The organism is Kineococcus rhizosphaerae (assembly GCF_003002055.1).
Lineage (GTDB): Bacteria > Actinomycetota > Actinomycetes > Actinomycetales > Kineococcaceae > Kineococcus > Kineococcus rhizosphaerae.
The window spans coordinates 550,943-576,182 of the sequence record NZ_PVZF01000001.1 but is presented as its reverse complement, the minus strand read 5'-3'; the positions used below and the strand labels follow the sequence as shown (position 1 = coordinate 576,182).

The window sequence follows — 25,240 nt, the reverse complement described above, 5'->3', positions numbered from 1 at the left end:
CCCCGACGCCGTGAGGTTCCTCCTGGCCCCGGACCTGTCCGCCCCGACGGGCGGCAACCGCTACGACCGGGAACTGCTCGACCGGGTCGAGGGCCTCACCCACGTCCGGGCGCAGGACCCGGACCGGTTGCCCGAGCTGCCCGCCGGGTCCACCGTGCTGCTCGACGGCCTGGTCGCCTCGGCGTTCCCCGACGCCCTGGCCGCCCACGCCCGGCGGTTGCGGCTCGTGCTGCTGGTGCACCTGCTGCGGGCCGACGACGACCGTCCCGGGCTGCTGGCCGACGAGGTGCGCTCGCTGCGCCTGGTGGACACCGTCGTGGTCACCAGCCGCAGCTCGGCGCGGCGGGTCCGCGAGGTCGCCGGCGTCGAGGCGGTCGTCGCCGAACCGGGGACGGACCCGGCGCCGCCCTCGGCCGCCCGGGGGGCCCACCGGCTCCTGTGCGTGGGGACGGTCGGTGAGCGCAAGGGCCAGCGGCTGGTCGCCGAGGCCGTGCAGCGGCTGGGGGCGCCGTGGAGCCTGCGGTGCGCGGGGCGGGTCGAGGAGGGTTTCACCGCCTCCGGCACGCGGTTGCTGGGGCCGGTCGAGGGAGTTGCGCTGCAGCGCGAGTGGGACCGAACCGACCTGCACGTCCTGCTGTCGGCGGCCGAACCGTACGGCATGGCCGTCGCCGAGGGGCTGCGCCGGGGAGTTCCCTCGCTCGTCTCGGCGGAAGGGGAACTCCCCTCCCTGGTCGCCGACGCCGGGCTCGTCGTGCCCCGCACGGTGGACGCCGTGGCCGACGCGTTGCGGGGGTGGTCCGCCGACGCGCGGGTGCGGCACCGGTTGCGGCGCGCGGCGCTCGCCAGGAACCTGCCGACGTGGGCGCAGACCGCGCAGACCGTGGAGAGGGTGCTGTGAACGAGCTGGAGAACTTCGACCCCGACTGGCTGGCGCTGCGCGAACCCGCCGACCACGCGGCCCGGTCGCGCCGGCTGGAGGAACTCCTCGCGGCGCGGTGCGCGGGGGCGGCCCGGCTGCGGATCGTCGACCTCGGCGCGGGGTCCGGGTCCACGTACCGGCACCTGGCGCCCCGGCTGGTCGAGCTCGGGGTGGACGCCGAGCAGGACTGGCTGTTCGTCGACCACGACGAGGCCCTGCTCGCGCGCGCCCCGGGAGGGGTGCGGACGGCGCGCCTGGACCTGGGCGACCGGGAGGCGTTGCGCACCGCGCTGTCCGGGGCCGACCTCGTGGTGGGCTCCGCGCTGCTCGACGTGCTGCCCGCCGAGGTCGCCACCGTCCTGGTGGAGGAACTGTCGGCCCTCGACCCCCGCCCGGTGGTGCTGTTCGCCCTGACGGTCTCCGGCGGTGCCGAGGTGGAACCTCCGGCGTCGGGGGTGGCGCAGGCGTTCGACGCCGACCAGCGCTCCCGCGGTCTGGGTCCGGACGCCACCGGGTTCGTCGCGGACCGGTTCGCCGAGCGGGGCTGGGCGGTCGAGCGGGAGGCGACCCCGTGGCGGTTGTCCGCCTCCCCGCTGCTGTCGGCCTGGGCCGCCGGCTGGTTCGGGGCCGCGGGGGTCCCCGTGCCGGACGTGGTGAGCGCCGTCGTCCCCCACGAGGACCTGCTGGCCCGGTAGTTCCCCGTCGGGGGCTCCGGGGTCGCAGGACCGCAGCGGTGACGTCGGGGTCCCGCAGGGCGGGGCCGGCGTCAGGCCCCGGCCTGGGGGGTCGGCTTGGGGGTCAGGGTGCGGAAGCCCGAGGAGTGCCAGACGAGGGGTTCGGTGTCCGGGGCGGTGCCGGAGGCGTGGACCTGCAGCAGGACCACGTCGTGGTCGCCGGCGGGGAACTGGGAGTGGATGGAGGTCTCGATCCAGACGGGGGCGCCGTGGATGAAGTTCGCGCCGGAGTCGGTCGTCGTGGTCTCGATGCCGGCGAAGCGGTCGGCGGCCTTGGAGGCGAGCTGGCGGGCGGCGAGGTCGTGGGCCTCGCCCAGGACCGAGACGCCGATGCGGCCGCCGGCCTCGGCGGCCTGCTTCAGCTTGGGCCAGCTGGTGGAGGTGTGCTGGACGGCGAACAGGACCAGCGGGGGGTCCAGGGAGATGCCGACCTGGAAGGAGGAGGCGACCAGGACGACCGGCTCGCCCCCGACGACGGCCGACAGCGCCGCGACACCGGTCGGGAACAGCGCGAACGTCGTGCGCAGCGCCAGGGGGTCGTCCGCGAACGGGACCAGGGTGGGGGTTCCAGGATCGGTGTGCAGGTCGGTCACGGCAGGTGTCCTTTCGGGTGGTCGGACGACGTCGGGTGGTCGGGAGCTGTCGGGTGGACGGCGTGGAGCAGGTCGTCGGTGGTGGGGTAGGCCCACAGCACCTGCCCCAGGGACAGTCCGGTGCGCTCGGCGACGTCGGCGTGCGAGGGCTGCTCGTGGTGCAGCAGTCCTCGGCGGCGCAGGTCGTCGACGGCGTCGGCGACGAGACGCGCTCGTCGTTCCTCGCGCCGGGAACGGAGGTGGGCCAGTTCCGCGGCCCGTTCGATCGCGGCGGCTGCGGGGTCGGCGCGCACGGCGCGGCGGTGGGGAGAGCGGTGCACCGGTCGGCGACGGCCGGCGTGGGGGCCTGTGGGGGGCCTCACCGCGGCCGGGCCCGGTCAGAGCGGGCCCGGCCGGTCAGCAGGTGGCCCAGACCGGTCTCGTGGGCCCAGCGCCGGGTGTCCTGCACGTCGCGGTGCAGCTGCTCGACCAGTTCGGTCGACCCGCTGTAGCGGCGCTGGGGCCGCAGCCTGACGTGCAGGTCGATCTGCACGCGGCGCCCGTACAGGTCGCCGTCGAAGTCGAGGAGGTTGGCCTCCAGCAGCCGTTCGCCGTCCTTGCCGTAGTAGGTGGGGCGGTGTCCGACGGAGACGGCGGCGACGTGCAGGGTGCCGGGGGTCCCGTCCGGGGCGGGGTCCAGGAGCACCGTGCCGGCCCACACCCCGTCCTGCAGGGCGTGGTGGGGGACCGCCACGTTGGCGGTGGGGAAACCCAGCAACCGGCCGCGCTGGTCCCCGGGGACGACGACCCCGGTCACGACGTCGGTGCGGTCGATCGCCGGGGCGGTCGAGGGTGTGCTCACCGGTTCTCCTTCCTGGTCCTCGGGTGGAGAGCTCTTCTCCTGCAGCGGTGGTGCACCGCGCGCGAGGCACGGTCGGTGGGAGGACCCGCGGTTCCTACTCGCGTGTCGACGTGGCGGCGGCGACGGTCTGCGCCGCGAAGGCGCGGATCCGCGCGTTGGCCGCCTCCGCGAGCGGGTGCGGCGTTTCGATGAACGCGTGGTCCGCGCCGGGGTAGAGCTCGATCTGGGAGTTCCCGCCGGCGGCGAGCCAGCGGCAGTGCATGAACATGGAGTCGTCGAGCATCGCGTCGAGGGTTCCCACCGTGAACAACGCGGGAGGCAGGCTGGTGAGGTCGGCGTAGAGGGGCGAGAGGTCGCTGCCTCGTCGCAGGCCGGCGTCCGGCGCGTAGTTGTCGACGATGCGCGCGATGCCGGTCGCTTTCAGGACCCCCTCGCGGGCGAGCGTCTGGCTGGGCGTCATCGTCGAGTCGAAGACACCGAAGCTCAGCGCCGCGCCGCGGAAGGGGATGGTGAGCCCGCGCTCGCGCAGGCGCAGCATCGTCGCGACGGACAAGAGCGCGCCGGCCGATTCACCGGCGATGAGCAGCAACTCGGCCCCGAACCGCTCCACGGCGTGTTCCATCAACCAGATCGCCGCGGCCTCGCAGTCGTCCCAGGCCGCTGGGTAGGGATTCTCGGGTGCGAGCCGGTACTCCACGCTGACGCAGGTCACCTGTACGGCGTCCGCGATCTGCTCGAGCCAGACGTCCTGCCCTGCGGCACTGCCCAGCACGAACCCGCCGCCGTGGACGTGCAGCAGCACACCGCGCGGGTTCTCGGCGGGTACGACGTGCAGCGAGGGACCGCCGTCGACCTGCAGGTCGTACGAGCGCGGCGACGGCGGCGGCTTGGGCATGAAGCCCCCATCGCGAGCACTCTCCACACCCACCTCGAAGAGGTCGGGGGCGCCGGCCAGAACCGCGGCCGAGGCTGCGTTGAACCGGGCGACGTCCTCGGAGATCGCAGCCGGTCCGAAGGCGTCGGCGCTGATGCCGGTCATCGCCACGTGGATGTGCGGAAAGGCGCACGGTAGGTCGTCATCGCTTCGAACTCCATCGTTCTGCGCTCGACCCCGAGCGCCTCGTCGTACGGGAACCCTCGCTCCGCCCTGCTGGTCAGTGCTGTTGAGCACCTGCGGCGAGTTTGATCGTACAAGCTATCTCACGATAAGACAATCCATGTCATTATTTGCGACTCACGCAGTGGAGCGAGGAGACGGTGGATGAGTCAGGACTGGTTGACCCCGCATCGCGGAGCACCACGGCCGGTACGGCCCGTGTCGCCGGGTGACACAGCGGTGGTGACCGGAGGCGCCAGCGGCATCGGCCTCGGCATCGCCGAGGCGCTCCTCGATCGAGGACTCAACGTCGTCATCGCCGATGTGCGCGGCGACCACCTCGAGCACGCGGGTGACCGTCTGCGCCACCACGGTGCACGGTTGCAGGCCCAGCGGCTCGACGTGAGCGATCCGGAGCAGTGGAGACGGGTCGCCCAGGTCGTCGTCGAACGCTTCGGCGGGATCGACCTGCTCTGCCTCAACGCCGGCATCGGCGTGCTGGGGACCATCCTGCGCAGCAGCCGGGCCGACTGGCACTGGCTGCTGGGCGTCAACCTCGCCGGCGTGACGAACGGCGTCGAGGCGGTGCTGCCGGCGATGCGGGCCAGGGGATCGGGTGGGCGCATCCTGGCGACCTCCTCGGCCGGTGGTCTCGTGGTGGCCCCCGACGGTGGCGTCTACTCGGCATCGAAGTTCGGCGTGGTCGCGCTCATGGACTGCCTGCGCGCAGAGCTCGCGCCGGACGGCATCGGTGTCACCACGCTCTACCCCGCCGGGGTGAACACGAACATCCACGATCACGAGACGATGCGGCCGCCGGCCTTCGCCGACAGCGGCGTCCGCGGGAACGACGAGGAGCTGCACCAGCAGCAGGAGGCGGCCCGCCGCGTGCTCGCCCGGGCTGCCGATCCCGCCGACGTCGGCAGGCGCGTCCTCGCCGCACTCGACCGGTCCGCGTCCCACGTCTTCACCGACGGCGGGATCCGATCCGTCCTCGAGCTGCGGCGGGACGCGCTGAGGCGAGCCGCGGCCCCCAGCACGCACCGCATGTCGCTCCGGGAGCGGCAGCGGATCCTGGTGGCGGAGCCGGACGGGCCGACGGCAGTCCCTCGGCTGCTGCGCGACCTCGGTCATGCGGCAGAGGTGCTCGACGTGATCGCGATCGACGGGGAAGCGGACGACCCGGCGCGCCTGAGCGCCGCACGGCAGGACGCATCGAGCGTGGTGGTCGCGCTCGACTCGTTCGCCGAGGGTGGCATCGCGGCGGTCGACTGGGTCGAGCAGGTGCACGAGCGGGTGCAACGGTGCTTCACCACTCTTCGTGGACTGGTCCCGCAGCTGGTGGAGCGGCCGGAAGGAGGCCGTGTCGCGATCGTGCTTCCGGTCAGCGCGCTGTCCGCGGATCCCGGTCGGTGCGCCGACTCGGTGAGCGGCCGGACGGTGCTCGGGCTCGCAGAAGGACTCAGGGCCGAGCTGCTGGGCGGCGGGGTCCTCGTGTCCGTCGTGCTGGCGGGGGACGACGAGCCCGACGATGCTCTGGCGGACCGCATCGACCGGGCGGTCGCGGACGGTCCGATGTACTCCCTGCCTCCCTCGTTCACGTCCGCACGGATCGACGAGATCTTCGCGCCGTGGCTCGACGAGCTGTCGCGGACCATCTCCGATGTCGCGCTGCCGCCGCTCGGCCCGCAGGGCGAGGTGTACCGGGAGGCTGCGGCTGGTCAGCAACTCGCCGAAAAAAAGCATTGATTGTCACGATGTGACGGACTACTCTCAGGATGCGCGGTCGGATGGCGCGCGCGGGTCATTGACGATCTAGAGGAGTGAGTCATGCACGTTGGCATCGCGACCGGCTTCCAGCACCAGAGCGGCGACGAGATCGACGACCGGACGTTCATCAAGGACGACCTCGAGATGGCGATCGAGGCCGAGGACCTGGGCTTCGAGTCGATCTGGGTCACCGAGCACCACTTCTCGAACTACTCGATCTCGCCCTCACCGCTGCAGGAGCTCGCCTACCTGGCCGGCCGTACCAAGCACGTGAAGCTCGGCACCCAGGTCATCGTCCTGCCCTGGAACGACCCGGTCCGCGTCGCCGAGCAGGCGCTCTGGCTGGACAACGTCACCGACGGCCGCCTGCTGCTCGGCTTCGGCCGCGGCCTCGGCGGGTTCGAGTACGAGGGCCTGCGCGTCGACATCAACCAGACGCGCGAGCTGTACCGCGAGCACGCGGAGCTCATCATCGCGGCGCTGGAGACCGGCGTCATCGAGGGCGGCGAGATCACGAAGCAGCCGCGCCGCGAGCTGCGTCCGCGCCCCTTCAAGACCTTCGAGGGCCGCATCTTCGGTTCGGCGGGTTCCCCGCAGTCGGTGCAGACCGTCGCGGAGTTGGGCATCGGCATCGCCATCGTCAACCCCGAGCCGCGCGCCAACCTCGGCGTCGACACCGAGACCTACAACCGGGTCTGGGCCGAGAACCACCCGACGCGTCCGGCTCCGGCCCCGCTGCTGTCCGGCACGATCTTCGTCGACGAGAGCAGCGACCGCGCCAAGGAGAAGTCCATCGAGTACCACCGCGTGAACTTCCGGGCCGCGGTGCGCAACTACGGCATGGCCGAGGAGGGCTTCGGCACCACCAAGGGCAACGAGTTCTACAAGAACATGCGCATCTCGCCCGAGAAGATCGAGGAGATGGCCGAGACCACGGCATCGGTGATGCCCGCCGGCACTCCGGCCGAGGTGCTCGAGCAGCTCGAGCGCATCAACGACGACCTCGCGCTGCAGGGCTTCTTCCCGCACTTCCACTTCGGTGGGATGCCCCGCGACGAGGCCCGGCGCAACATGCGCCTGTTCGCCGAGAAGTGCCTGCCCGAGATCAAGAGCTGGCCGAGCGAGAGCACGCTCGACGGTGAGAGCCGTCGCCTGCAGGCCGTCTGACCGTTCGGGGAAGCTGGGCACGCCGACGACGAGTCGGGCTGGACACGACGAGGTGTGGAAGGAGTCGCGGCTGTGCGCGATCTGACGGGCAAGGTGGCGTTCGTCACCGGGGGTGCCAGCGGTATCGGTCTGGGCATCGTGGAGGCGCTGGTCGATCGCGGGGTGTCCGTGATGATCGCGGACCTGCGACAGGACCACCTCGACGAGGCGGCAGCGCGGTTCGAGGGTACGACGACGGTGGCCACCGTCGCGGTCGACGTGATCGACCGCGACGGCATGGCGGCCGCGGCTCAGCGAACGCTCGAGGTGTTCGGGCGCTGCGACATCGTCGTGAACAACGCGGGCGTCGGGGCGAACCCGTCGGTGGACGAGGTGACGTACGCGGACTGGGACTGGGTGCTGTCGGTCAACCTGGGCGGCACGGTCAACGGGATCATGTCCTTCCTGCCGACGCTGCTCGCGCAGGGCGAGGGGCACATCGTCAACACCGCGTCGATGGCCGGCATCCTGCCCACGGCGAACAACTACATCTACGCGGCGTCGAAGTACGCCGTCCGGGGCCTGAGCGAGTCCCTGCGCCTCACGCTGGCCCCCCGGGGGATCGGCGTCTCGGTCGTCTTCCCCGGACTCACGCAGAGCCGCATGCTGCAGTCCGAGCAGAACCGGCAGGCGCAGTTCCGCAGCGAGGTCCCGACCTCGAGGCCGGAGGGTGGCCCGGTGGCGCCGCCGCCGAACTCGGGGATGCACCCCCGGGAGCTGGGCGAGATCGTCGTCCGCGGGATCCTCGACAACCAGGCGAACATCCTCACCCACTCCGAGTTCCGCGGGGAGCTCGAGGAACACTTCGCGTCGGTCATCGCGTCCTTCCCGCCGCCGCAGGAGATCGACCCCGGTCGTCTCATGCTCGAAGAGGCCCGGCGAGCCGAGACCGCGGCCGCCCAGCGCGCCGTCGACGCGCTCACGACGCGGTCCTGACCAGGAGAAGAGGCACACCGTGATCAGTTCGACGCTCTCACCCGACGCCGTGGCGTCCAGTGCTCCGCTCACGCCGCCGGAACCCGCACTGACCCCCGAGGAGCTCGTCCGCCGGGCGGACGCGCTCCGTCCGGTCCTGCGCGAGCGCCAGGCCGAGACGGAGGCGTCGGGCAACGTCTCCGCGGACACCAACCAGCTGCTCGTCGACGCGGGTTTCTACCGGGCCGTGCAGCCCCGGGCGTTCGGCGGGTACGAGTTCGACCTCCCGACGTTCGCCCGGGTCATGACCTCGGTCGCCCGGGGGTGCCCCGAGACCGCGTGGGTGCTGTCCATCGTGTCCGGGCACGTGTACCAGCTGGCGACCTTCCCGCTCGAGGGGCAACGGGCGGCGTACGGGCGGTCCGGCGACTTCCGGGCGCCGGAAGTCGCGGCGCCGCAGGGGAAGGGACGACGGGTCGACGGCGGGTACCTGGTGAGCGGGGCGTGGGACTACGCCTCCGGGTCCACGTTCGCGACCCACGTCCTGCTGACGTTCGTGCTCGAGGACCCGCGGTCCGGGGAGCCGGCGACGCGCATGGGCGTCTTCGGCCGGGAGGACTTCGAGGTCGTCCAGAACTGGGACGTCATCGGCATGCAGGGCACGGGGTCCAACCGCGTCGTCCTCGCCGACGTCTTCGTGCCCGAGCACCTGACCAAGCCGTACCCGCCGATCGGGCTGGAGGTCCCGTCGGAGGTCTACGCCCGGAGCACGCTGTTCCACGGTCCCGCGCGTCCCTTCATCGTCATGGAGTCCGCGGCCGTGATCGTCGGCGCCGCCGAGGGTGCCCTCGACCTGTACGAGGAGACCTTCCACTCGCGCAAGGCCTCCGGTCCGGCCGGCGGGGCCCGGGCGGACCTGGCCGAGTACCAGCTGAACTTCGGCCGGTGCCGGGCCCTCGTCGACACCGCGAGAGCGGCCCTGCTGCAGACCGCGGTCGACTTCACGGCGGCCGCGCAGCGGACGCAGGAGACGGGCGAGCCCTGCCCGGACGACGACGTGCGCCGCATGGTCCTCGTCCTGCTGCAGAGCATCCACCTCGCCCACGAGGCGGTCGACATCGTCTTCCGGACGGCCGGTTCGTCCGCGTCCAGGAAGGACTCGATGATCGGCCGGTACTGGCGCAACGTGGGCGTCCTGCGCGGCCACCTCGCCCACCAGTCCGACAGCGCGGCCGTCAACTACGGGCGCACGCACTTCGGTCACCCCCCGGTCGGGATCGCGTGACGGGCCGGGACGAACTGCTCGCGGTCCTCGACGAGTACTTGGCGGCGGTCGCCGCGGGGACGCCGGGTGCCGTGCGGCTCGACCCGACGTTCCGGTCCACCGAGAACGGTGACGTCACCGAGATCGGCCGGGGGCTCTGGGGGCGGTCGACCCGCTTCGAGGGCATCCAGGGTTTTGCGGACCCCGAGACCGGCCAGGCGGTCTGCCTGGGCGTCGCGTACGTGGACGACGAACCCCGGCCGTTCGCGCAGCGGGTGCTCGTGCGGGACGGGGCCGTCGCCGAGGCCGAGGCCATCGTCAGCACCGACGGGAAGGGCCACTTCGCCGACGTCGAGCAGCTGCTGAAGCCCGACGTCATCTACTCGGCCGTGGTGCCCGAACACCGCCGGGTCGGTCGGGACGGACTGCAGGACGCGGCGAACCGCTACTGGGAAGGTCTGCAGCAGAGCGACGGCACCATCCCGCGGTTCAACCACCGCTGCGACAAGTACGACAACGGGGCCAAGACGACCAACACGCTGCGCACGCTGCTGTCCCCGGACGCGAAGGTGCACACGCCCGCCTCCGCGCTGAACGACACCCGGGCCGCGCGGCCGCTGGCGCGAGACCGGCGCTTCCCCGTGCTGGACACCGAACTGGGCGTCGCCGCCAGCCTGGTCGTCGTCGACTTCCACCCGATCCCGGACCATCCCCGGCCGGACGCCGGAGCGATGTATATGCTCGGCATCTTCAAGGTCGTGGACGGGGAGCTTCGGATCGTCGATGAGGTACGCGAGATCAGGCCGCTCGGCGCTGCGTCGGGCTGGTGACGCTGAGCGGTTCGCCGATGGCTGACGGGGGGGCCAAGCCGGCCCGCGGCGACACGAGCTCCGACCGCACGCTCTCGGTCATGGACCTGTTCACCCCGGAGCGGCCGGAGTGGACCGTCGAGCAGGCGTGCGCGGTCATGGGGCAGTCCGAGAGCACCGTCTACCGCTACTTCCGCAGCCTGTCCGCGGCGGGCCTGATCTTCAGCATCCGGCCGGGCCGGTACCTCCTCGGTCCCGGCATCGTGCACTACGAGCGGCAACTGCGGACCTCCGACCCGCTCATCCGCGCCGTCTCCCCCCACATGCTCCGGCTGGCCGCGGAGTTCGAGGGCCCCGGCGTCGTCTTCATCAGCCGGGTCCACCGCGACTCGGTGATGTCGATGCACGAGCACCCGCTGGGGACCGAGCCGTTCCCCGAGGGCACCTACGCCCGCGGGCGACTGGCCCCGCTGTTCGGGGGCGCACCCGCCTACGCGATCCTCTCCTTCCTGGAGGTGCGGGCGGCCCGCGCCCTGTTCCAGCGCGCCGGTGGCGGTGACGGCGAGGAGTGGCTGGAGGTCAAGCGCCGGATGCGGGCAGTCCGCTCAGCGGGGTACGCGGTCGGGCTCGACGACCCCGATCCGGGTGTCCTCCACGTCTCCGTGCCGCTGCGTCACCCCGACTTCGGCACCGCCGGCAGCCTCAGCCTGGCGCTGGCGAGCACCGGGGACGACGCGCAGGTCGTGCAGCGCGCGATCGACCTGCTCCTCGTCACCGCGGACGAGACCTCGCGCGAGGCGCTCACCTCCGCTCCGGGCTGAGCGCCCACCCGCCGAAGCCCGTGTCCGCCACCGCCGCGAGCGGGCGGACGGGCGGTTCGTCCTCCATGGCCTCGGCGGCGCAGGAGACGTTCCGCGATGTCGTGGACCGCCCCCGGCTCGAGGACGTGGTCGAGACCGCTCACGACGAGTCCCAGGACCACACGGCCGTTCGCGGCGAACCCGGGGACCTCGATCGCCGCGACGTCCGACGATCCACCGGCGCCGTCGACGGTCTCGACCGTCTGCGCTGCGAACTCGCTCCAGACGCGGGCGTTCGACGCGCGGTCGACGCCCTCGTCGTCGACCGGCCGGTGGAACCGCGCCCTGGGTTCGCCGTCGACCGACGCGGCGTGGCCGCTGCTGCGGACGGCCGTCGGGAGCGCGTCCAGGCGCGTGCGGTCCACGGAACCGACGAGGGGCCTGGAATGCTCGATCGAGTCCCGACGCTCGCAGTGCCGGCGTTCGGCCGGGTGGCTGCGCCGCCACCACCGCGAGCACGACGACCGACCCGCCCACCGCCGCGGTGATCGCGACGAACGCGCTGCGCTGGAACGTTTCCGGGTCCTGCGTGACGAGGGGCCGGGAGGGGCCCTCGTGGGCGCCACCCGACACGTCGGCGGCGGACCCGCCCGCCTGGACGATCCGCCCGTACGACTCCGACCGTCGACGCCGGAGGAGTCGACGAGCAGCGGGCCCTGGCTGATCGCGGCGACGCTGACGACGATCGTCCAGACCGGTTCTCCGGCCCCACCGGCGAAGGTCCCCAGGCACATCCCGCTCGGTGCTCACCGAGCACGCCCGCCACCACCCGGCCCGGGACGCCGGCCGCTCGTGCCCACCCCGGTCGAGTCGTGTCCGTGCTCGCGGTGGTCCCTCCCCTGAGCGTTCCGAGGTACCGGAGATCGACCTCAGCCGCGCACTCCGCCGGAGAACCCCTCCATGAGACGGCGCTGCGCGAAGACGAAGAAGACCATCACGGGGATGAAGGCGATCACCACGACTGCGAAGATCTTGTTCCACTCCGAGTTCAGGGCCCCCACGTACTGGTACATCACCACCGGCAGGGTCGGGAAGTTCGTCCCGCCGACGAAGATCAGCGGAGTGAAGAAGTCGTTCCAGATGACGACGCCGGTCAGGATCCCGGCGGTCCCCGTCACCGGCCCCACGAGCGGCAGCACGGCGTGCCGGAACGTGGCGAACGCCCCGGCCCCGTCGAGGGCGGCAGCTTCCTCCCAGTCGCGCGGGTGGTTGCGGAAGAAGGTGGCGTAGAGGAACACCGCGAGCGGGAGGAACGTGCCGGTGTCGATGAGGATCAGACCGGGCAGCGAACCGGTGACCCCGAGGGTGCGGGCACCGACGTACAGCGGGACGACACCGAGCTGCGTCGGCAGGACGATCGCGACCACGAACAGGACGAACGTCGTCCTGGCCCACCGCCGGGTCGAGCGGACGAGGACGTACGCGCAGACCGACCCCAGTCCGATCAGGAGAGCGACCGAACCAAGGGTGACGATCAGGCTGTTGACGAACCCGGTGACGACGCTGTTCCCGCCGGTGGCCGACAGCACGTCGGTGAAGTTCGACCAGTGCAGGCTCCTGGGCAGGGAGAACGCCGAACCGTTGGCGATCTCCGACGCCGACTTCAGCGACCCGACGAGCAGGACGTAGAGCGGCAGGCAGAACAGGGCGCACGCGAGGATCGCGACGACCTCACGGACGAGAGTGCCTCTGGTGTATCGGAACAACGCGGTTCACGCTCCGGTCCGGTCGCGGGTGATGAGGTGCTGGACGAGTGCGAAGGCGAGGATGATCACCGTGAGGACGAGGGAGAGCGCTGCGCCGTACCCGAAGTGCCCCAGCGTGAACGCCTGCTGGTAGACGAGAAGGGCCAGGTTGGCGGAGGAGCCGACGGGTCCGCCTCCCGTGAGGGAGAGGATCGGGTCGAAGAGCCGCAGCCCGAAGATGAGCGAGAGCATGGTGACCACCGTCACCGACGGGCGCAGCGACGGCAGGACCACGAAGCGGAACCGCTGCCACACGCCGGCCCGGTCCAGCGCCGCAGCCTCCTCCAGTTCGGGCGGGATGCGCGCGAGGCCCGCGAGGAACACCACCATGGACAGTCCGACACCCTGCCAGACGATGACGCTCACGACCGTCCAGATCGCCGTCCTCGGGTCGCCCAGCCAGACGCGTTCGAAGCGCGAGAGCCCGACGGCCCGCAGGGCCTGGTTCAGCATCCCGTCGTACTGGAACACGTACTTCCAGATGTACGAGACCGCGAGGGGGCTGAGCGCGATCGGCAGGAAGACGAGGGCGCGCAGCACGTAGCGCGTCCTCACCCCGCGGTTCAGGAGCAGCGCGAACAGCAGCCCGATCGCGGTCGTGCCGATCATCTGCGCGAACGCGTACAGCAGGGTGTTGCCGATCGCGTCCCTGACGGCCGGGTCGCGCCAGACCTGCGTGAAGTTGTCGAAGCCGACGAAGTGGAAGCTGCCGATGCCGCTGTAGTCCGTGAAGGCGAAGAGGCCCCCGGCGATCGTCGCGGCGTACTGGACGGTCAGCACCAGCACCACCGCCGGCAGGACCCACCACCACTGCCCGAACGGGAGCAGCTTCCCGTCCCGGCGCCGGGCGACGGCGCCCGTCCCACCCCGTGCCGGGTGCTCGACGCGCACCGCGCTGGTCGTGTCGTAGCCCGCCATGTCAGGCTCCTTCCCTCGGGCGATCGTGGGGTGCCCTGACGGTCGTCACGGCACCCCGTTCTGCGGACGTGCTACTTCCAGGCCGCATCCATGTCGGCGAGGATCTCGTCGACCGTCGTCTGACCCGTGAACAGGCCGGGCGTGTCCTGCTGCAGCGCCGCGAGCACGGGTGCCGGCCACGTCTCACCGGGGGTGGGGATGACCTTGTCCTCGGCGACCAGCTGCTTCAGGGGTGCGTACGAACCGGTCATCCCGTCGGCCGACAACTGCCCGACCGGGACGCCGAGCTCGTCGGCGATGGACTTCTGCTGCGCCGGCTGCGTCAGCCAGTCGATGTACTTCTGCACGGCGGTCTTGTTCTTGGTGGCCGCGCTGTAGGAGAGGGTGAACTTCACCGAGCTGATGACCCGGGCGGTGTCCGCGGTCTGACCCGGGAAGGGGCGCACGGAGATCGTCTGGTCCTTCAGAGCCATCGAGAAGTCCTTCCAGACGTCCGACTCGCCGGTGGCGAAGGAGATGACGTCCGGGTTCTTGCCCGTGAAGACGCTCTGGAAGGTCTCGCCCTTCGCGGCCACCGCCCCGGGCTGGAAGCAGTTCGCCTTGACCATGTCGGCGACCGTCTGCACGGCGTACCTCCAGCCCTCCGTCGTGCTGAACTTCACCGTGCCGGCGGCGCGCTGGGCGTCCCAGGTGGGGTCCTGCGCGTAGACCGAGCTGGCGGCGACGAGCAGCGTCTGCCCGTCGGCGGTGAACGGCGCGCCGAACTGCCCGAGCGTGAAGGCCTCACCCTCGGCCTGCGTCGCCTGGCAGTCGGCCAGCATCTCGGAGATCGTCGTCGGCCAGGTCACCCCCGTCTTCTCCAGGTTCCCGTCGATGACGACCGCTGCCCGCGGGACGTGCATGAGGGGGAACCCGTAGACGGTGCCGTCGGCTTCGTAGGCGGTCTTGTCCGACGGGACCAGGTCGGCTGCCGAACCCGTGATCTCCCCGAGCTTCTTGGACGCTCCAAGGGTCTCGATCCCGTACTCGGACGTCCCCGGCTTGGTGAGGAAGAGGTCGGGGGCGTCACCGCCCTGCAGGCGGGTGTTGAGGGTCGAGGAGTACGCGTCGATCGGGATGGCCTGGACGCTCACCTCGGCGCCCGTCTCCTGGGTGTACTTCTTGGCCATGTCCTCCCAGACGAGGACTTGGCTCGCCTTCGGGTAGGCGAAGGTGATGGCGCCGTCGCTCGGCGAGGCCACGTTCGCCGAGCACCCGGTGAGCACACCGGCGGTCATCGTGGCGGCGGCCACGAGCGCCGCGCGCCTGGTGCTGGTCTTCCTCGTCATGAGTCACATCCCGGACGTCGTCGTCGCCCCGGCCGGCGGCCGGAGCGGGTTGCGAGCGCGGGCCGCGAGGCGGCGCCTGCCTCGGATCGAGGTGGTGCCGCGGTGAGGCGGCCCGTGCAGGGGGAGGTTCGACCAGCGGCGTCGTGGGGCGGGCTGCGTCGTTGCTGCGCTTCGCGAAGTGGTCGAGGTTCCGTTCCCCGCTGTGCTCATCCAAGCAAGAGTGACGCGATAAATCAACTACTTTTGGAGAATGGTGGGAATCTACGACGATGAGGTGTCCGTGGCCGTCCCCGTCGGGCCGTTGCGCGTCGGAGCGGGTGCGGAGAACCCCCTGAGCGGCGGCCACGTCGTCGCTCAGAGGGTTCCCGGCCCTCGCTGCCCCGTCAGGTCGCGTCGTGCTGGGCGGCGATCGCCTTGTCGAGCACGTCGGCCTCGGCCCAGCTGCCGTGGAAGCCGAACGGCACCCGGCTCGGGAGCTTGACCCGGGCCAGCGGGGTGCGGCGCAGGTCGGCGGCGTCGTGCACGAGCATCTCGCTGAGGTTCGTCGCGCGGTTCCACCACAGCGTCAGCACGTACCCGTCGTCCTCGCCCTGCGCGTTCTCGCGGGGGACGAACACCGGTTCGCTGGGGTTGGTCAGCCCGTCAGGGCCGTCGACCACGGTGGTCGAGTCCAGCAGGTAGTCGTGCTTGGCCAACCCGTCGGTCATCGTCTGCGACTCCAGCGAGCGGGTGGTGACGAAGTACCCGTAGCGGTGCTGCCTGCCGACGAAGGCGTCGTTGATCTTCGGGAACTCGCCGGCCAGGCCGCTGACCCGTTCCTCGCGAGCCCGGCCCGTCTTGACGTCGACCCGCCAGCGGTAGGGCAGCGCGGGCGGGAACCACTCGTGGGAGGACAGCGGGGTCTGCAGCCGCTCGACGGGGTTGCCGAGACGCTCGATGCGGTGACCGTCGATGATGACCTCGTCGCCGAGCTCGAAGGCGTTGTAGAAGTGCGTGTTCGCGAACTGCCCGCCCAGGTCGTGCCACGTGACCTCGTGCGTGCGGCGGTCCATCAACACGATCTGCACGCCGTGCGGGGTGGCGCTCTCGTCCCAGACCACGCCCGGCCGGCTCTGCACGATGAGGTCGAGGCGGAACTGCGCGGGGGTGACGAAGAACACCGCGTAGTTCTCGCTCACCGCGAAGTCGTGCATGAGGACCGGCACGCCGATCTCCAGGACGTGCGAGTCGATCACCTTGCCCGTGCGCACGTCGGCCCGGTACCAGGTGACGACAGGACCGGTGGCGGCGAAGAACAGCATGTCGCCCGTGGCGGGGTCGATCTTGAAGTGCGCGGTGCACAGGACGTCGACCCCCCCGTGGAAGTCGTACTGGCCCTGCGTCTGCAACGTCTCCGGGTGCATCGCGTGGGGGAGGCCACCCTCGTAGTACACGATGAGGTGGTCGTCGAAGATCCCCACGTTGGTGTTCGCCACGTTCTTGGCCGGGGGCGCCCCAGCCGGCAGGCGTCCCGCCGTGCCGCCGTTGACGAAACCGCTGTAGACGGCCTCGCCCTGCTCCACCTCGACCTTCATCGAGTCGGTGTTCACCCAGCGGGTGCGGAACGCCGCCTTCCCGTCGCGGACGTAGACGGCCGCGACCATGCCGTCGCCCTCCCACCAGTGGTACCGGTCGGTGTTGCGGGGTTCGAAGCGCGGGTTGGAGGAGGTGCGGAACAGCGCACCGGCCAGGTCGGCGGGGAGCTGACCGACCACCTCCAGGTCGTACGCCTCCTGCTCCTCGGACCAGGGAGCGAACGGTCCGTTCAGGAACTTGTTGTCCGTCAGCCAGTCCGGGGTGGGCGACGACTCCCGCGGGGTCCGCCCGCGCGGCAGCAGGGTGGTCGGGACGGGGGGAAGATCGGTCATCGGAACTCCTGTGCTGCCGGTCGGGGATCGGGGTGGTGCTGCGGGCCGGGGCCGCTGCCCGCAGGGGCCGGGCGGGGGCTGCGTGCTCGCGCCTCAGAACGGGTAGCGCTCGATCTGCGACTGGACGGTGACCCACTGGGTCTCGCAGAAGGACTCCAGGTTCGCCCGTGTTCCGCCGAAGTGCCCCCCCGATCCCGAGGCCTTCGTCCCGCCGAAGGGAATCGTCGCCTCGTCGTCCACGGTCTGGTCGTTGATGTGGACCATGCCCGACTCGATGCGGGCGGCGAGCTCGAAGGCGGCGAAGGCGTCCCCGGTGAGGATGCCGACGCTGAGCCCGTACTCGCTGTCGTTGATCAGCGCGACGGCTTCGTCGAGGGTCTCGTAGGTCGTGACGGGGGCGACGGGGCCGAAGATCTCCTGGCGGAACGCCGGGTTGTCGGCGCTCACCCCGGCCAGGACCGTCGGCCGGTAGAAGAGCCCGCCGAACTCCCCGCCCGCGACCAGGGTCGCGCCGTGGGCCACGGCGGCGGTCACGATGTCGTGCACCCGCGCCAGCTGCCGGTCGTCGATGATCGGCCCCAGCGCGTTGGCCGGGTCGGCCGGGTCCCCGACGGGCAGGTTCCGCGCCTTCTCGGCCAGGGCGGCGGTGAACTCCTCGGCGATGGAGGCGTGCACGACGTGCCGTCCGGCGGTCATGCAGATCTGCCCCTGGTGCAGGAAGGAACCCCAGGCGGCCGCGGACGCGGCGGCCTGGACGTCGGCGTCCGGCAGGACGAGCAGGGCGTTGTTGCCGCCGAGTTCGAGGTGGACCTTCTTCAGCAGCGGGGCGGCCGCGGCCGCGATCGCGCGGCCGGCCGCGGTGGACCCGGTGAAGGAGATGCACGGCACGTCGGGGTGGGCGACGAGCGCCTGCCCGACCTCGGCACCGCCGGGCAGGACGTGCAGAAGCCCTTCGGGCAGCCCGGCGTCGGCCAGCAGCTCGGCCAGGGCCAGGCCCCCGGAGACCGGTGTGCGGGGGTCGGGCTTGAGGACGACGGCGTTGCCGACGGCCAGGGCCGGGGCCACCGAGCGCAGGGACAGGATCGCGGGGAAGTTGAACGGCGAGATCACCCCGACGACCCCGAGGGGGACGCGCCGGGCCAGCGACAACCGGGGCCTGGTGGACCGCAGCAGTTCCCCGTACGGCGCCGAGGCCAGGGCGGCGCACTCGTTGAGCTCCCCGACCAGCATCGAGACCTCGAACGCGGCCTTGCCCTGACCCGAACCGGACTCGGGGACCAGCCAGCGCACCACGCGCTCCGGTTGCTCCTCCAGCAGCTGCGCGGCACGGCGCAGGACCGCCGCGCGCTGGTCGTAGGTGCGCCGTGCCCACGAGCGCTGAGCGGTGCGGGCCGCCGCGACCGCCGCGTCCAGGTCCGCCACGTCGGCGGCGGCGATCCTGGCCAGGACGCGGCCGGTGGCCGGGGCCGTCACCTCGAGCCGTTCCGGGCCGGTGGCCGCGGAGTGGCGGGTGTCCTCCCACACGCTCCAGTCGTCGTCCGCGCGCACGTCCTCGTCGGGTGCGTCCACGGTGTCGATCGCGGTGTCGATCGCGGTGTCGATCGCGGTGTCGACCGCGGGGCTGGTCACGGTGCTCGTCACTGTCGTCCTCCTCCGGCGGGGACGACGCCGTCCCCTCGCGTTCCCAGCAGTGAAGCCGGTGGCGCGCCGCAGCGCTTGGCCTCCGGCGACAAGGACGTCCACGGCCTCTGCCGTCCCGCGACATCGTCGGGGTCGAGGTCGAGGTGGTCGCGCAGGAGGGGTGGAGCCGCCGTGCCGGGCGCGGCTCAGCCGGTGATAGCCGAGAGTCGGGCGCTGATGGCGCCGGCGGACGTCACGACCGCTTCCACCACGTCCGCCTCACGGGCGGCCGGGACCCGGGAGGCGAGCGCCGCGACGCTGAGGGCCGCCACCACCGTCCCGGTGTCGTCCCGGATCGGGGCGGCGACACCGAGCACGTCGTGGTCGACCTCCCCCCGGGTGACGGAGAAACCGTCGCGGCGGATGTGCGCCAACCGGTCGGTGAGGGCGTCGACGTCGGTCAGGGTCGTGTCGGTGAAGGCGCGCAACGTCGTGTGCTGCAGCAGGGAGCGCACCTCCTGGTGATCGGCCCACGCCAGCAGCACCAGGGCCGAGGCGCCGGCGTTCAGCGGCAGGGCGCTCCCGCGCTCGTAGGAGATGCGGACGGTGTGGCTCACCGATTCGGCCCGCTCCAGGCAGATGACGAGGTCACCGACACGGCGGGTCAGCAGCACCGACTCGTGCGTGGCGGCGGCCAGGTCCTGCATCACCGGCAGCGCGAGCTCGGAGAGCCCGTAGGCCTTGCGGGCCACCCGGGCCAGCTCCAGCACGCGCAGCCCCAGGCGGAAACCACCGCCGGGCGCCTCCTCCAGGAACTGGCTGGAGACCAGGCTCTGCACGTAGCGGTACGCGGTGGAACGTGACGTCCCCAGCTGCTCGGCCACCCGGGCCGCGGAGATGACCGGGTGGTCCTCGTCGAACAGGCCGAGGATCTCCAGCGCGCGCTCCGCCGTGCTGTTGCGTTCCCGGTACCCCGACACGCGCTGCTCAGCGGATCCTGCCACGTGCGACACCGTACCGGTCGGTGGATCGGCCGGGGGCCGCTCGCCCGCCGGCACGTCCTCGTCCGACGTGCGCGTCACAGGACGGGGTGGTGGACCGCGCTGGGCGCCGACAGCGGTGCGTCCACGACGCGCCGCCGGGTCTCGCGCAGGGCCAGCGAGGTGATCGCCACGAGGACGTAGGCGATGGCCGCGGCCGCCATCACCGCGCCCAGCCCCCGGCTGTCGGCCAGCGTCCCGGCGCCCCCGACGACGAACGCCCCCAGGAGTTCCCCGATGCCCATGATGAGCGCGGACGCGGTGGCCATGACGCCCGCCGGGACGCTCTCGACCGGGATGATGCTGGTGAACAGCGCCGTGAGGGTGAGGAACACGCCCCCGACCACCACGTAGACCACCAGGGTCGCCGCGCTGCGGGGGAACAGGAACAGCAGTGCGGGGCTCACGGCCGCCAGCGCGCCGTACAGCACCATGGCCGGGCGTCGTCCGATCCGGTCGGAGGAGTACGGCAGGAAGACCTGCCAGCCGATCGTGAAGATGCCGAAGGCGGACATGACGAACCCCGCGGTGGTGACCGTCAGGTGGCTGACCTGGGTGAGGTACAGGGTGATGTAGGAGTTGAACGTCCACAGGCCCGCCATCGCGAACACGCTGATGACCACGCACACCAGGACGTTGCGGTTGCCGAAGGCCGCCCGCACGGCCTCGCGGGTGCTCAGACCGGGCGCGGTGCCGGACGCGGTGCCGGTCGCGGGGACCGGCGCCTGCGGTTCGCGCACGAAGGCCCACACGAGCACACCGGCCAGGAAGCTCGGCACGCTGATGAACAGGAAGGCCGTGCGCCAGGTCGTCGCGGACGCGACCTGCGTGACGACGACGGGACCGATGGTGGAGGCGATGACCGCAGCCCCGGCGTAGACGAGGCCGACGTTGCGGCCCAGGCGACCGGGGCGGGACTCCAGGGCGACGAGGGCCACCGCCAGCGGCAGGATGACGCCCTCGCCGATCCCCAGCAGCGACCGGACCACGATGAGGTACGAGAGGGAGTGCGCCGCCGTCGTGGCCGCCGACAGCAGCGAGGTGGCGAAGACCGCGATCAGCAGGATGCGCTTGCGGTTGCCGAGGCGGTCGGCCAGGAGGGCGAAGGTCGGCGCGGCCAGCGCGTAGCAGATCGTCTGCCACATGTTGATCTGCCCGATCTCGCCGTTGGTGAGGTCGATGTCCTTGATCATCAAGGGCATGAGGATCGACAGGGCCTGGCGGTCGAGGAAGATCAACCCCCAGGCCAGGAAGAAGATCGCGACCAGCCGGTGTTCGTAGCGCACGCGCGTGAAGGGTGTGCTCATGGTGGTCTCCTGCGTCGTCGGAGGATGGCGGACCGGTTCCGGGTGGGACCGGGGTTCAGAGCGAGGTGCGGTACATCCGGGTGAAGTCGGCTTCGAGCCCGGGGCCCGCCTCGAGCAGTTCGGTCATCCCCGGCAGGACGTCGCGGGTGTCGAAGTACGCGACGCGGGAACCGGGCCCCACGGAGGCGCTGAAGACGGTGGGGTAGCCGTCGCGGTGCATCTGCTCCACCGCGGCGTCGAAGTCCGTGGTGGCCCGGCCGAAGTGGTGGAACCCGAAGCCCCGGTCGAGGACGACGTCGCGGTGGACCGAGGGCCGCTGGTCGGTGGGCTGGATGAGTTCGTACTGCAGGTGGCCGCCGAAACCGAGGGCGACGTCGGCCCGGGCGAGCGTCGGCTCACCCCGGTACCGGGGGTCGTCGCCGGCGAAGTCGCGCAGGACGGTCCACGGTCCCACGCCGAGACGGTTCCCGAAGGTGAGCATGGCCGCCTCGAGGTCCTCGACGACGAAGCCGAGCTGGATGACACCGTCGGTCGGTTGCCCGAAGTCGAACAGCACTGGACGCCTCCTTCGGGCTCAGAACGGGTCCCCGCCCATGAGGACGCGTTCCTCGGGGGGGACGGGGGAGAGCTGGACACGGACCTCCACGCAGGCCGTGCGGCCTCCGGTGAGGGCCTCCTGCAGCGCCGGCGCCAGGTCCTCCACGGTGTCGACCCGGTAGCCGACCGCACCCAGGGCCTCGGCGACGCCGGCGTAGGAACCGTTCTCCAGGCGGTTGTTCACCACCCGGTCCGGCCCCAGGGCGATCTCCTGCGCGTGCAGCGTCGCCCCCCAGGCGCGGTTGTTCAGCACGACGACCACGACGGGCAGTTCCGCGCGGACCATGGCGTCGAACTCGGCCAGGCTGTAGCCGACCGAGCCGTCGCCGGTCACCAGCACCACCGGGGTGTCGCGAGCGGCGGTCTGCGCGCCCAGGGCGACACCCATCCCGACGCCCATCGACCCCAGGTACCCGTGGCACAGGAACGCCGAGACGTCGGCGTGCGCGATGGTCTCGGACAGCCACAGGTAGGTCAGGGCGCCGTCGGCGACGACCACCGAGCCGGGGGGGACCTGCTCGGCGATCACCCGGACCGCGTCGAACGGGTGCAGGCCGTCGGCAGCGGTCGCGGCGGACCCGTCCGCGCGTCCCGGGGCCGGCGCACGGTCACGGTCCTGGAGCACCTGCCCGGCCACGGCGCGGGCGCGGTCTCCAGCGTGCTCGGTCAGGGTCCGCAGCCAGGCGGCGCGGTCGTGACGCGCACCGCCCCACCTGGTCGAGTGCACCTGGTTCAGGGCCTCCAGCACCGGGCGTGGTTCGGCGGCGATGCCCAGCGCCACGGGTTGCAGCAGCCCGTGCTGGGCCGCGTCGGCGTCGACGTGGACGACGGTGGCGTCGTGCGGGACGAGGGTCCCGCTGCCGTGGGCCGTCGTGAGTCCGAACCGCAGCCCCAGCACGAGCACCAGGTCCGGGCGCGAGTCCTCGGGCAACCCGTGCAGCGTCTGGACCAGACCGACGCGTTGCGGGCTGCCGGTCAACGCGCCCAGACCCTCGTAGTCGGAGAACAGCGGGACGCCCGTGCGCTGCGCGAACTCCCGCAGGGCCGGCCCCGCCTGGGACCTGGGAACCTCCGAACCGGCCAGCAGGACCGGCCGCCGGGCACCGTCGAGCAGATCCAGGATCCGTTCCACCGCAACGGTCGAGGCGGCCGGGCCGTCGTCGGCCGCACGGGCCGTCGAGGCCCAGTCGAGACTCGGGACCGTGACCTCGCCGGTGAGGACGTCCCAGGGGATGTCGAGCAGCACCGGGCCGCGGGGGGCGGCCAGCGCCGTGCGGATGGCCCGGGTCAGCAGCCGGGGGATCAGGTCGGGACGGGTGACGCGGTGGGCCCACTTCGTCACGGGCGTCGCGATGGCGACCTGGTCCAACCCGGCCTGCAACGTGTTCGTCTGGTCCTCGGCGAGCGGCCCGGACGCGGCCAGGTACAGCACGGGGGTGCGGTCCAGGTGGGCGTTGGCCATCGACGTCACGGCGTTGGTGAAACCCCCGCCGGCCGTCAGCAGGGCCACCCCCAGCGCGTTGCGCACACGGGCGTAGCCCTCGGCGGCGTGGCCGGCGTTCATCTCGTGGCGCGTGTCCACGATGGGCAGGCCCTCGTCGAGGGCGGCCTGGTAGACGCTGTCGATGTGGGCACCGTTGATGCCGAACGCCACCTCGACCCCCGCGGCCTCGAGGATCTGGACGACGCTGCGTCCCCCGGTGACGGGCGTGGTGGTGCGCACGGTGGGTTCCTCGCTTCCTGTCGTCGCCGGGGTCATCAGGTGCACGTCTCCCCGCCGTCGACGCTGAGGACGTGGCCGGTGACGAAACCGGCGCGCGGTGAGGCCAGCCAGACGACGGCCTCGGCGATCTCGTGCGGTTCGCCCACGCGGCCCAGGGGAGTGCCCGCGGCCACGGAGTCGACGTCGAGGTGCTCCCGCTCGATCAGGTGGCGCAGCATCCCCGTCCGGGTCAGGCCCGGGGCGACCGCGTTGACGCGCACGCCGTGGCGGCCGTGCTCGGCGGCCGCCGACCGCGTCAAGCCCACGACGCCGTGCTTGGCGGCGGAGTAGGCAGCCGATCCGGGGTTGCCCACCAGACCGGCGACCGAGGACGTGTTGACGATCGAGCCGCGCCCGCGGGGGACCATGACCGCGAGCTCGTGCTTCATGCACAACCACACCCCGCGCAGGTTGACGGTGAGAGCGCGGCCCCAGTCCTTGAGCTCGAGGCGCTCGGTCGCGGTGACCGGAGGGGCGATCCCCGCGTTGTTGAACGCCACGTCGAGCGTCCCGTACGTCTGGACCGCCTTGGCGACGAGCCGCTCGACGTCCGCCTCCCGCGAGACGTCGGCCCGGACGAAGGTGGCCCGCCCGCCCGCCTCCCGCACGGCGTCGACGGTGTCGATCCCGCTGGTGTCGCGGTCGGCGGCGACGACGTGCGCCCCGCGCCGGGCGAACAGCTCGGCCGCGGCGCGCCCGATGCCCGATCCCGCACCGGTGACCAGGACGACCAGGCCCTCCAGTCCGCTGGGCTCCGCGCCCGTCGTCGGGGCGGTCACGAGGTCCTCCGGGCGAGGACGCGGTCGTAGACCGGGTTGCGCAGGACGAGGCGTTCGACCTCGGCCCGGCGGACATCGGGGGTTCCGCTCGGTACGGCGGCGAGCAGGGCGTCGAAACGTCGTTGCAGCAGCTCACGGTGCTCGGCGTGGGTCAGCACGTAGAACTGCTCGTCCAGGATCGCCTGCCGCACCCGGATCCCGACCTCGTCGGGCTGCATGGCCGCCACGTGCAGGTCGCCGGACGATGCCCCTCCGGGGGTGTGCTCGGCCACCTCGCCCGGCGGCCGGAGTCCCTGGTGGATGTTCGTGGCGACGATTCCCGGGGCCAGGACGGAGACGCCGACGTCGGTGCCCTGCACCTCGACGGCCAGCGCCTCCATGAGGCCGACGACTCCGAACTTCGTTGCGGCGTATGCCGATCCGGGCGCGCCGAGCAGTCCCCCGATCGAGGCGGTGGCGACGATGTGGGCGGGACGACCGACGGCCAGCATCCGAGGCAGGAACGTCCGGATGCCGTTGAAGACCCCCGTCAGGTTGATGCCCAGCACCCAGTCCCACTGATCGAAGGACACCTCGGCCGTGGGGGACAGGAAACCCACCCCGGCGTTGTTGACCAGGACGTCGACGCCACCGTGCTGCTGGTCGAGCCGGTCGGCCAGCCGGGCGAAGCCGTCCCGGTCGCGCACGTCGAGCTGGACCGCCTCGGCGGTGCCGAGCCGGGACAGCTCGGCGTGCGCCGCCTGCAGGCTCTCCTCCACGACGCCGCAGACGACGACACGCATCCCCGCCTGCACCAGTGCCCGGGCGGTCCCCAGACCGATCCCGCTGTCACCACCCGTGACCAGTGCGGTGCGGCCTTCGAGCTCCTGCACGTCGATCAGCGTCCTTCCTGCGTCAGGGGCGGCACGTTGGCACAGTGCCGGAACACGTTGTCGGGGTCGTACTGCGACTTCACCGCCCGCAGGCGGTCCCAGGTGGGGCCGAAGCTGTCGCGGGTCTCCGCGTCGTCGGCGTCGCTCCCGCCGAAGTTGTGGTACGAACCCGGACTCAGGTGGGGGGCGAGGGCCGCGAAGGTCTCCTTCACCCAGGCGAGGTTGCGGGCGTCGTCCTCGTCGGGACGCCAGATGCCGCACACGTTGACCGGCCACGACTCCTGGCGGTGGGGGAAGGCGGTGGCCTCAGGACCCACCCGGCTGATGGCCCCGCCCATGGACAGCACCTCCAACTGGG

24 protein-coding genes are annotated in these 25,240 nt (G+C 71.9%); 8 read left to right on the top strand and 16 right to left on the bottom strand.

Features of this window, described 5'->3' with window-relative positions:
• The first annotated feature begins 10 nt into the window (after window positions 1-10).
• Together CLV37_RS02810 and CLV37_RS02805 are read left to right on the top strand one after the other, a co-directional pair.
• On the top strand, window positions 11-898 hold the full coding sequence (locus CLV37_RS02810; protein WP_106206701.1) for a glycosyltransferase family 4 protein: 888 nt from the start codon (window positions 11-13) through the stop codon (window positions 896-898).
• Window positions 895-1,614, top strand: coding sequence for a class I SAM-dependent methyltransferase (locus CLV37_RS02805; RefSeq protein WP_106206699.1), 720 nt, complete (start codon window positions 895-897; stop codon window positions 1,612-1,614). The genes CLV37_RS02810 and CLV37_RS02805 overlap by 4 nt, the downstream gene beginning before the upstream one ends.
• A 71-nt stretch (window positions 1,615-1,685) precedes the next feature.
• Here CLV37_RS02805 and CLV37_RS02800 read toward each other — a convergent pair whose 3' ends face one another.
• From CLV37_RS02800 to CLV37_RS02785, 4 genes are all read right to left on the bottom strand, one after another.
• Complete coding sequence (locus CLV37_RS02800; protein ID WP_245885206.1) at window positions 1,686-2,246, bottom strand: flavin reductase family protein; 561 nt, start codon at window positions 2,244-2,246, stop codon at window positions 1,686-1,688.
• On the bottom strand, window positions 2,243-2,539 hold the full coding sequence (locus CLV37_RS02795) for a hypothetical protein (RefSeq protein ID WP_106206697.1): 297 nt from the start codon (window positions 2,537-2,539) through the stop codon (window positions 2,243-2,245). Before CLV37_RS02795 ends, CLV37_RS02800 begins: the two co-directional genes overlap by 4 nt.
• Before the next feature lie 65 nt (window positions 2,540-2,604).
• Complete coding sequence (locus CLV37_RS02790) at window positions 2,605-3,087, bottom strand: riboflavin kinase (RefSeq protein WP_211298318.1); 483 nt, start codon at window positions 3,085-3,087, stop codon at window positions 2,605-2,607.
• A 94-nt stretch (window positions 3,088-3,181) separates the two neighbouring features.
• Entirely contained in the window at window positions 3,182-4,126 is a 945-nt protein-coding gene (locus tag CLV37_RS02785) for an alpha/beta hydrolase (protein WP_211298317.1), read from the bottom strand.
• A gap of 222 nt (window positions 4,127-4,348) precedes the next feature.
• Here CLV37_RS02785 and CLV37_RS02780 point away from each other — a divergent pair, with 222 nt between their 5' ends.
• The 6 genes from CLV37_RS02780 to CLV37_RS02755 all read left to right on the top strand — a co-directional run bounded on the left by CLV37_RS02780 (window position 4,349) and on the right by CLV37_RS02755 (window position 10,968).
• On the top strand, window positions 4,349-5,932 hold the full coding sequence (locus tag CLV37_RS02780; RefSeq protein WP_106206695.1) for an SDR family NAD(P)-dependent oxidoreductase: 1,584 nt from the start codon (window positions 4,349-4,351) through the stop codon (window positions 5,930-5,932).
• An 81-nt stretch (window positions 5,933-6,013) separates the two neighbouring features.
• Window positions 6,014-7,120: an LLM class flavin-dependent oxidoreductase gene (locus tag CLV37_RS02775; RefSeq protein WP_106206693.1), complete on the top strand. Its 1,107-nt coding sequence runs from the start codon at window positions 6,014-6,016 to the stop codon at window positions 7,118-7,120.
• A 72-nt stretch (window positions 7,121-7,192) separates the two neighbouring features.
• A complete protein-coding gene (locus CLV37_RS02770) occupies window positions 7,193-8,095 on the top strand; it encodes an SDR family oxidoreductase (protein WP_106206691.1) in 903 nt (300 codons plus the stop codon).
• 22 nt (window positions 8,096-8,117) lie between these two features.
• Window positions 8,118-9,359: an acyl-CoA dehydrogenase family protein gene (locus CLV37_RS02765; protein ID WP_425433602.1), complete on the top strand. Its 1,242-nt coding sequence runs from the start codon at window positions 8,118-8,120 to the stop codon at window positions 9,357-9,359.
• The gene (locus CLV37_RS02760; protein WP_211298315.1) at window positions 9,356-10,168 is read left to right on the top strand and encodes a DUF8021 domain-containing protein; all 813 of its coding nucleotides are present in this window, start codon (window positions 9,356-9,358) and stop codon (window positions 10,166-10,168) included. The genes CLV37_RS02765 and CLV37_RS02760 overlap by 4 nt, the downstream gene beginning before the upstream one ends.
• Before the next feature lie 17 nt (window positions 10,169-10,185).
• On the top strand, window positions 10,186-10,968 hold the full coding sequence (locus CLV37_RS02755) for an IclR family transcriptional regulator (protein WP_106207400.1): 783 nt from the start codon (window positions 10,186-10,188) through the stop codon (window positions 10,966-10,968).
• A 908-nt stretch (window positions 10,969-11,876) separates the two neighbouring features.
• Here CLV37_RS02755 and CLV37_RS02750 read toward each other — a convergent pair.
• The 12 genes from CLV37_RS02750 to CLV37_RS27360 all read right to left on the bottom strand — a co-directional run bounded on the left by CLV37_RS02750 (window position 11,877) and on the right by CLV37_RS27360 (window position 25,220).
• Window positions 11,877-12,713 carry a carbohydrate ABC transporter permease gene (locus CLV37_RS02750; RefSeq protein WP_106206689.1) on the bottom strand — a complete coding sequence of 279 codons (837 nt, stop codon included), beginning with the start codon at window positions 12,711-12,713 and terminating at the stop codon, window positions 11,877-11,879.
• Between the two features lie 6 nt (window positions 12,714-12,719).
• Window positions 12,720-13,670: a carbohydrate ABC transporter permease gene (locus CLV37_RS02745; protein WP_106206687.1), complete on the bottom strand. Its 951-nt coding sequence runs from the start codon at window positions 13,668-13,670 to the stop codon at window positions 12,720-12,722.
• A gap of 71 nt (window positions 13,671-13,741) precedes the next feature.
• Entirely contained in the window at window positions 13,742-14,998 is a 1,257-nt protein-coding gene (locus CLV37_RS02740) for an ABC transporter substrate-binding protein (RefSeq protein WP_106206685.1), read from the bottom strand.
• 383 nt (window positions 14,999-15,381) lie between these two features.
• Entirely contained in the window at window positions 15,382-16,905 is a 1,524-nt protein-coding gene (locus CLV37_RS02735) for a carotenoid oxygenase family protein (protein ID WP_106206683.1), read from the bottom strand.
• Between the two features lie 93 nt (window positions 16,906-16,998).
• Window positions 16,999-18,429: an aldehyde dehydrogenase family protein gene (locus tag CLV37_RS02730; protein ID WP_342762222.1), complete on the bottom strand. Its 1,431-nt coding sequence runs from the start codon at window positions 18,427-18,429 to the stop codon at window positions 16,999-17,001.
• Between the two features lie 302 nt (window positions 18,430-18,731).
• Window positions 18,732-19,529, bottom strand: coding sequence for an IclR family transcriptional regulator (locus CLV37_RS02725; RefSeq protein WP_211298313.1), 798 nt, complete (start codon window positions 19,527-19,529; stop codon window positions 18,732-18,734).
• Window positions 19,530-19,603: 74 nt separating this feature from the next.
• Window positions 19,604-20,872 carry an MFS transporter gene (locus CLV37_RS02720; protein WP_106206681.1) on the bottom strand — a complete coding sequence of 423 codons (1,269 nt, stop codon included), beginning with the start codon at window positions 20,870-20,872 and terminating at the stop codon, window positions 19,604-19,606.
• A gap of 55 nt (window positions 20,873-20,927) precedes the next feature.
• Window positions 20,928-21,428 (bottom strand): VOC family protein, encoded by a 501-nt coding sequence (locus CLV37_RS02715; protein ID WP_106206679.1) that lies wholly within the window; start codon window positions 21,426-21,428, stop codon window positions 20,928-20,930.
• A gap of 18 nt (window positions 21,429-21,446) precedes the next feature.
• Window positions 21,447-23,192, bottom strand: coding sequence for a thiamine pyrophosphate-binding protein (locus tag CLV37_RS02710; protein ID WP_211298312.1), 1,746 nt, complete (start codon window positions 23,190-23,192; stop codon window positions 21,447-21,449).
• A 35-nt stretch (window positions 23,193-23,227) separates the two neighbouring features.
• Entirely contained in the window at window positions 23,228-24,010 is a 783-nt protein-coding gene (locus tag CLV37_RS02705) for an SDR family NAD(P)-dependent oxidoreductase (protein WP_170127020.1), read from the bottom strand.
• On the bottom strand, window positions 24,007-24,882 hold the full coding sequence (locus CLV37_RS02700; RefSeq protein ID WP_170127019.1) for an SDR family oxidoreductase: 876 nt from the start codon (window positions 24,880-24,882) through the stop codon (window positions 24,007-24,009). The genes CLV37_RS02705 and CLV37_RS02700 overlap by 4 nt, the downstream gene beginning before the upstream one ends.
• 5 nt (window positions 24,883-24,887) lie before the next feature.
• A complete protein-coding gene (locus CLV37_RS27360) occupies window positions 24,888-25,220 on the bottom strand; it encodes a BBE domain-containing protein (protein WP_170127018.1) in 333 nt (110 codons plus the stop codon).
• Window positions 25,221-25,240: the final 20 nt, after the last annotated feature.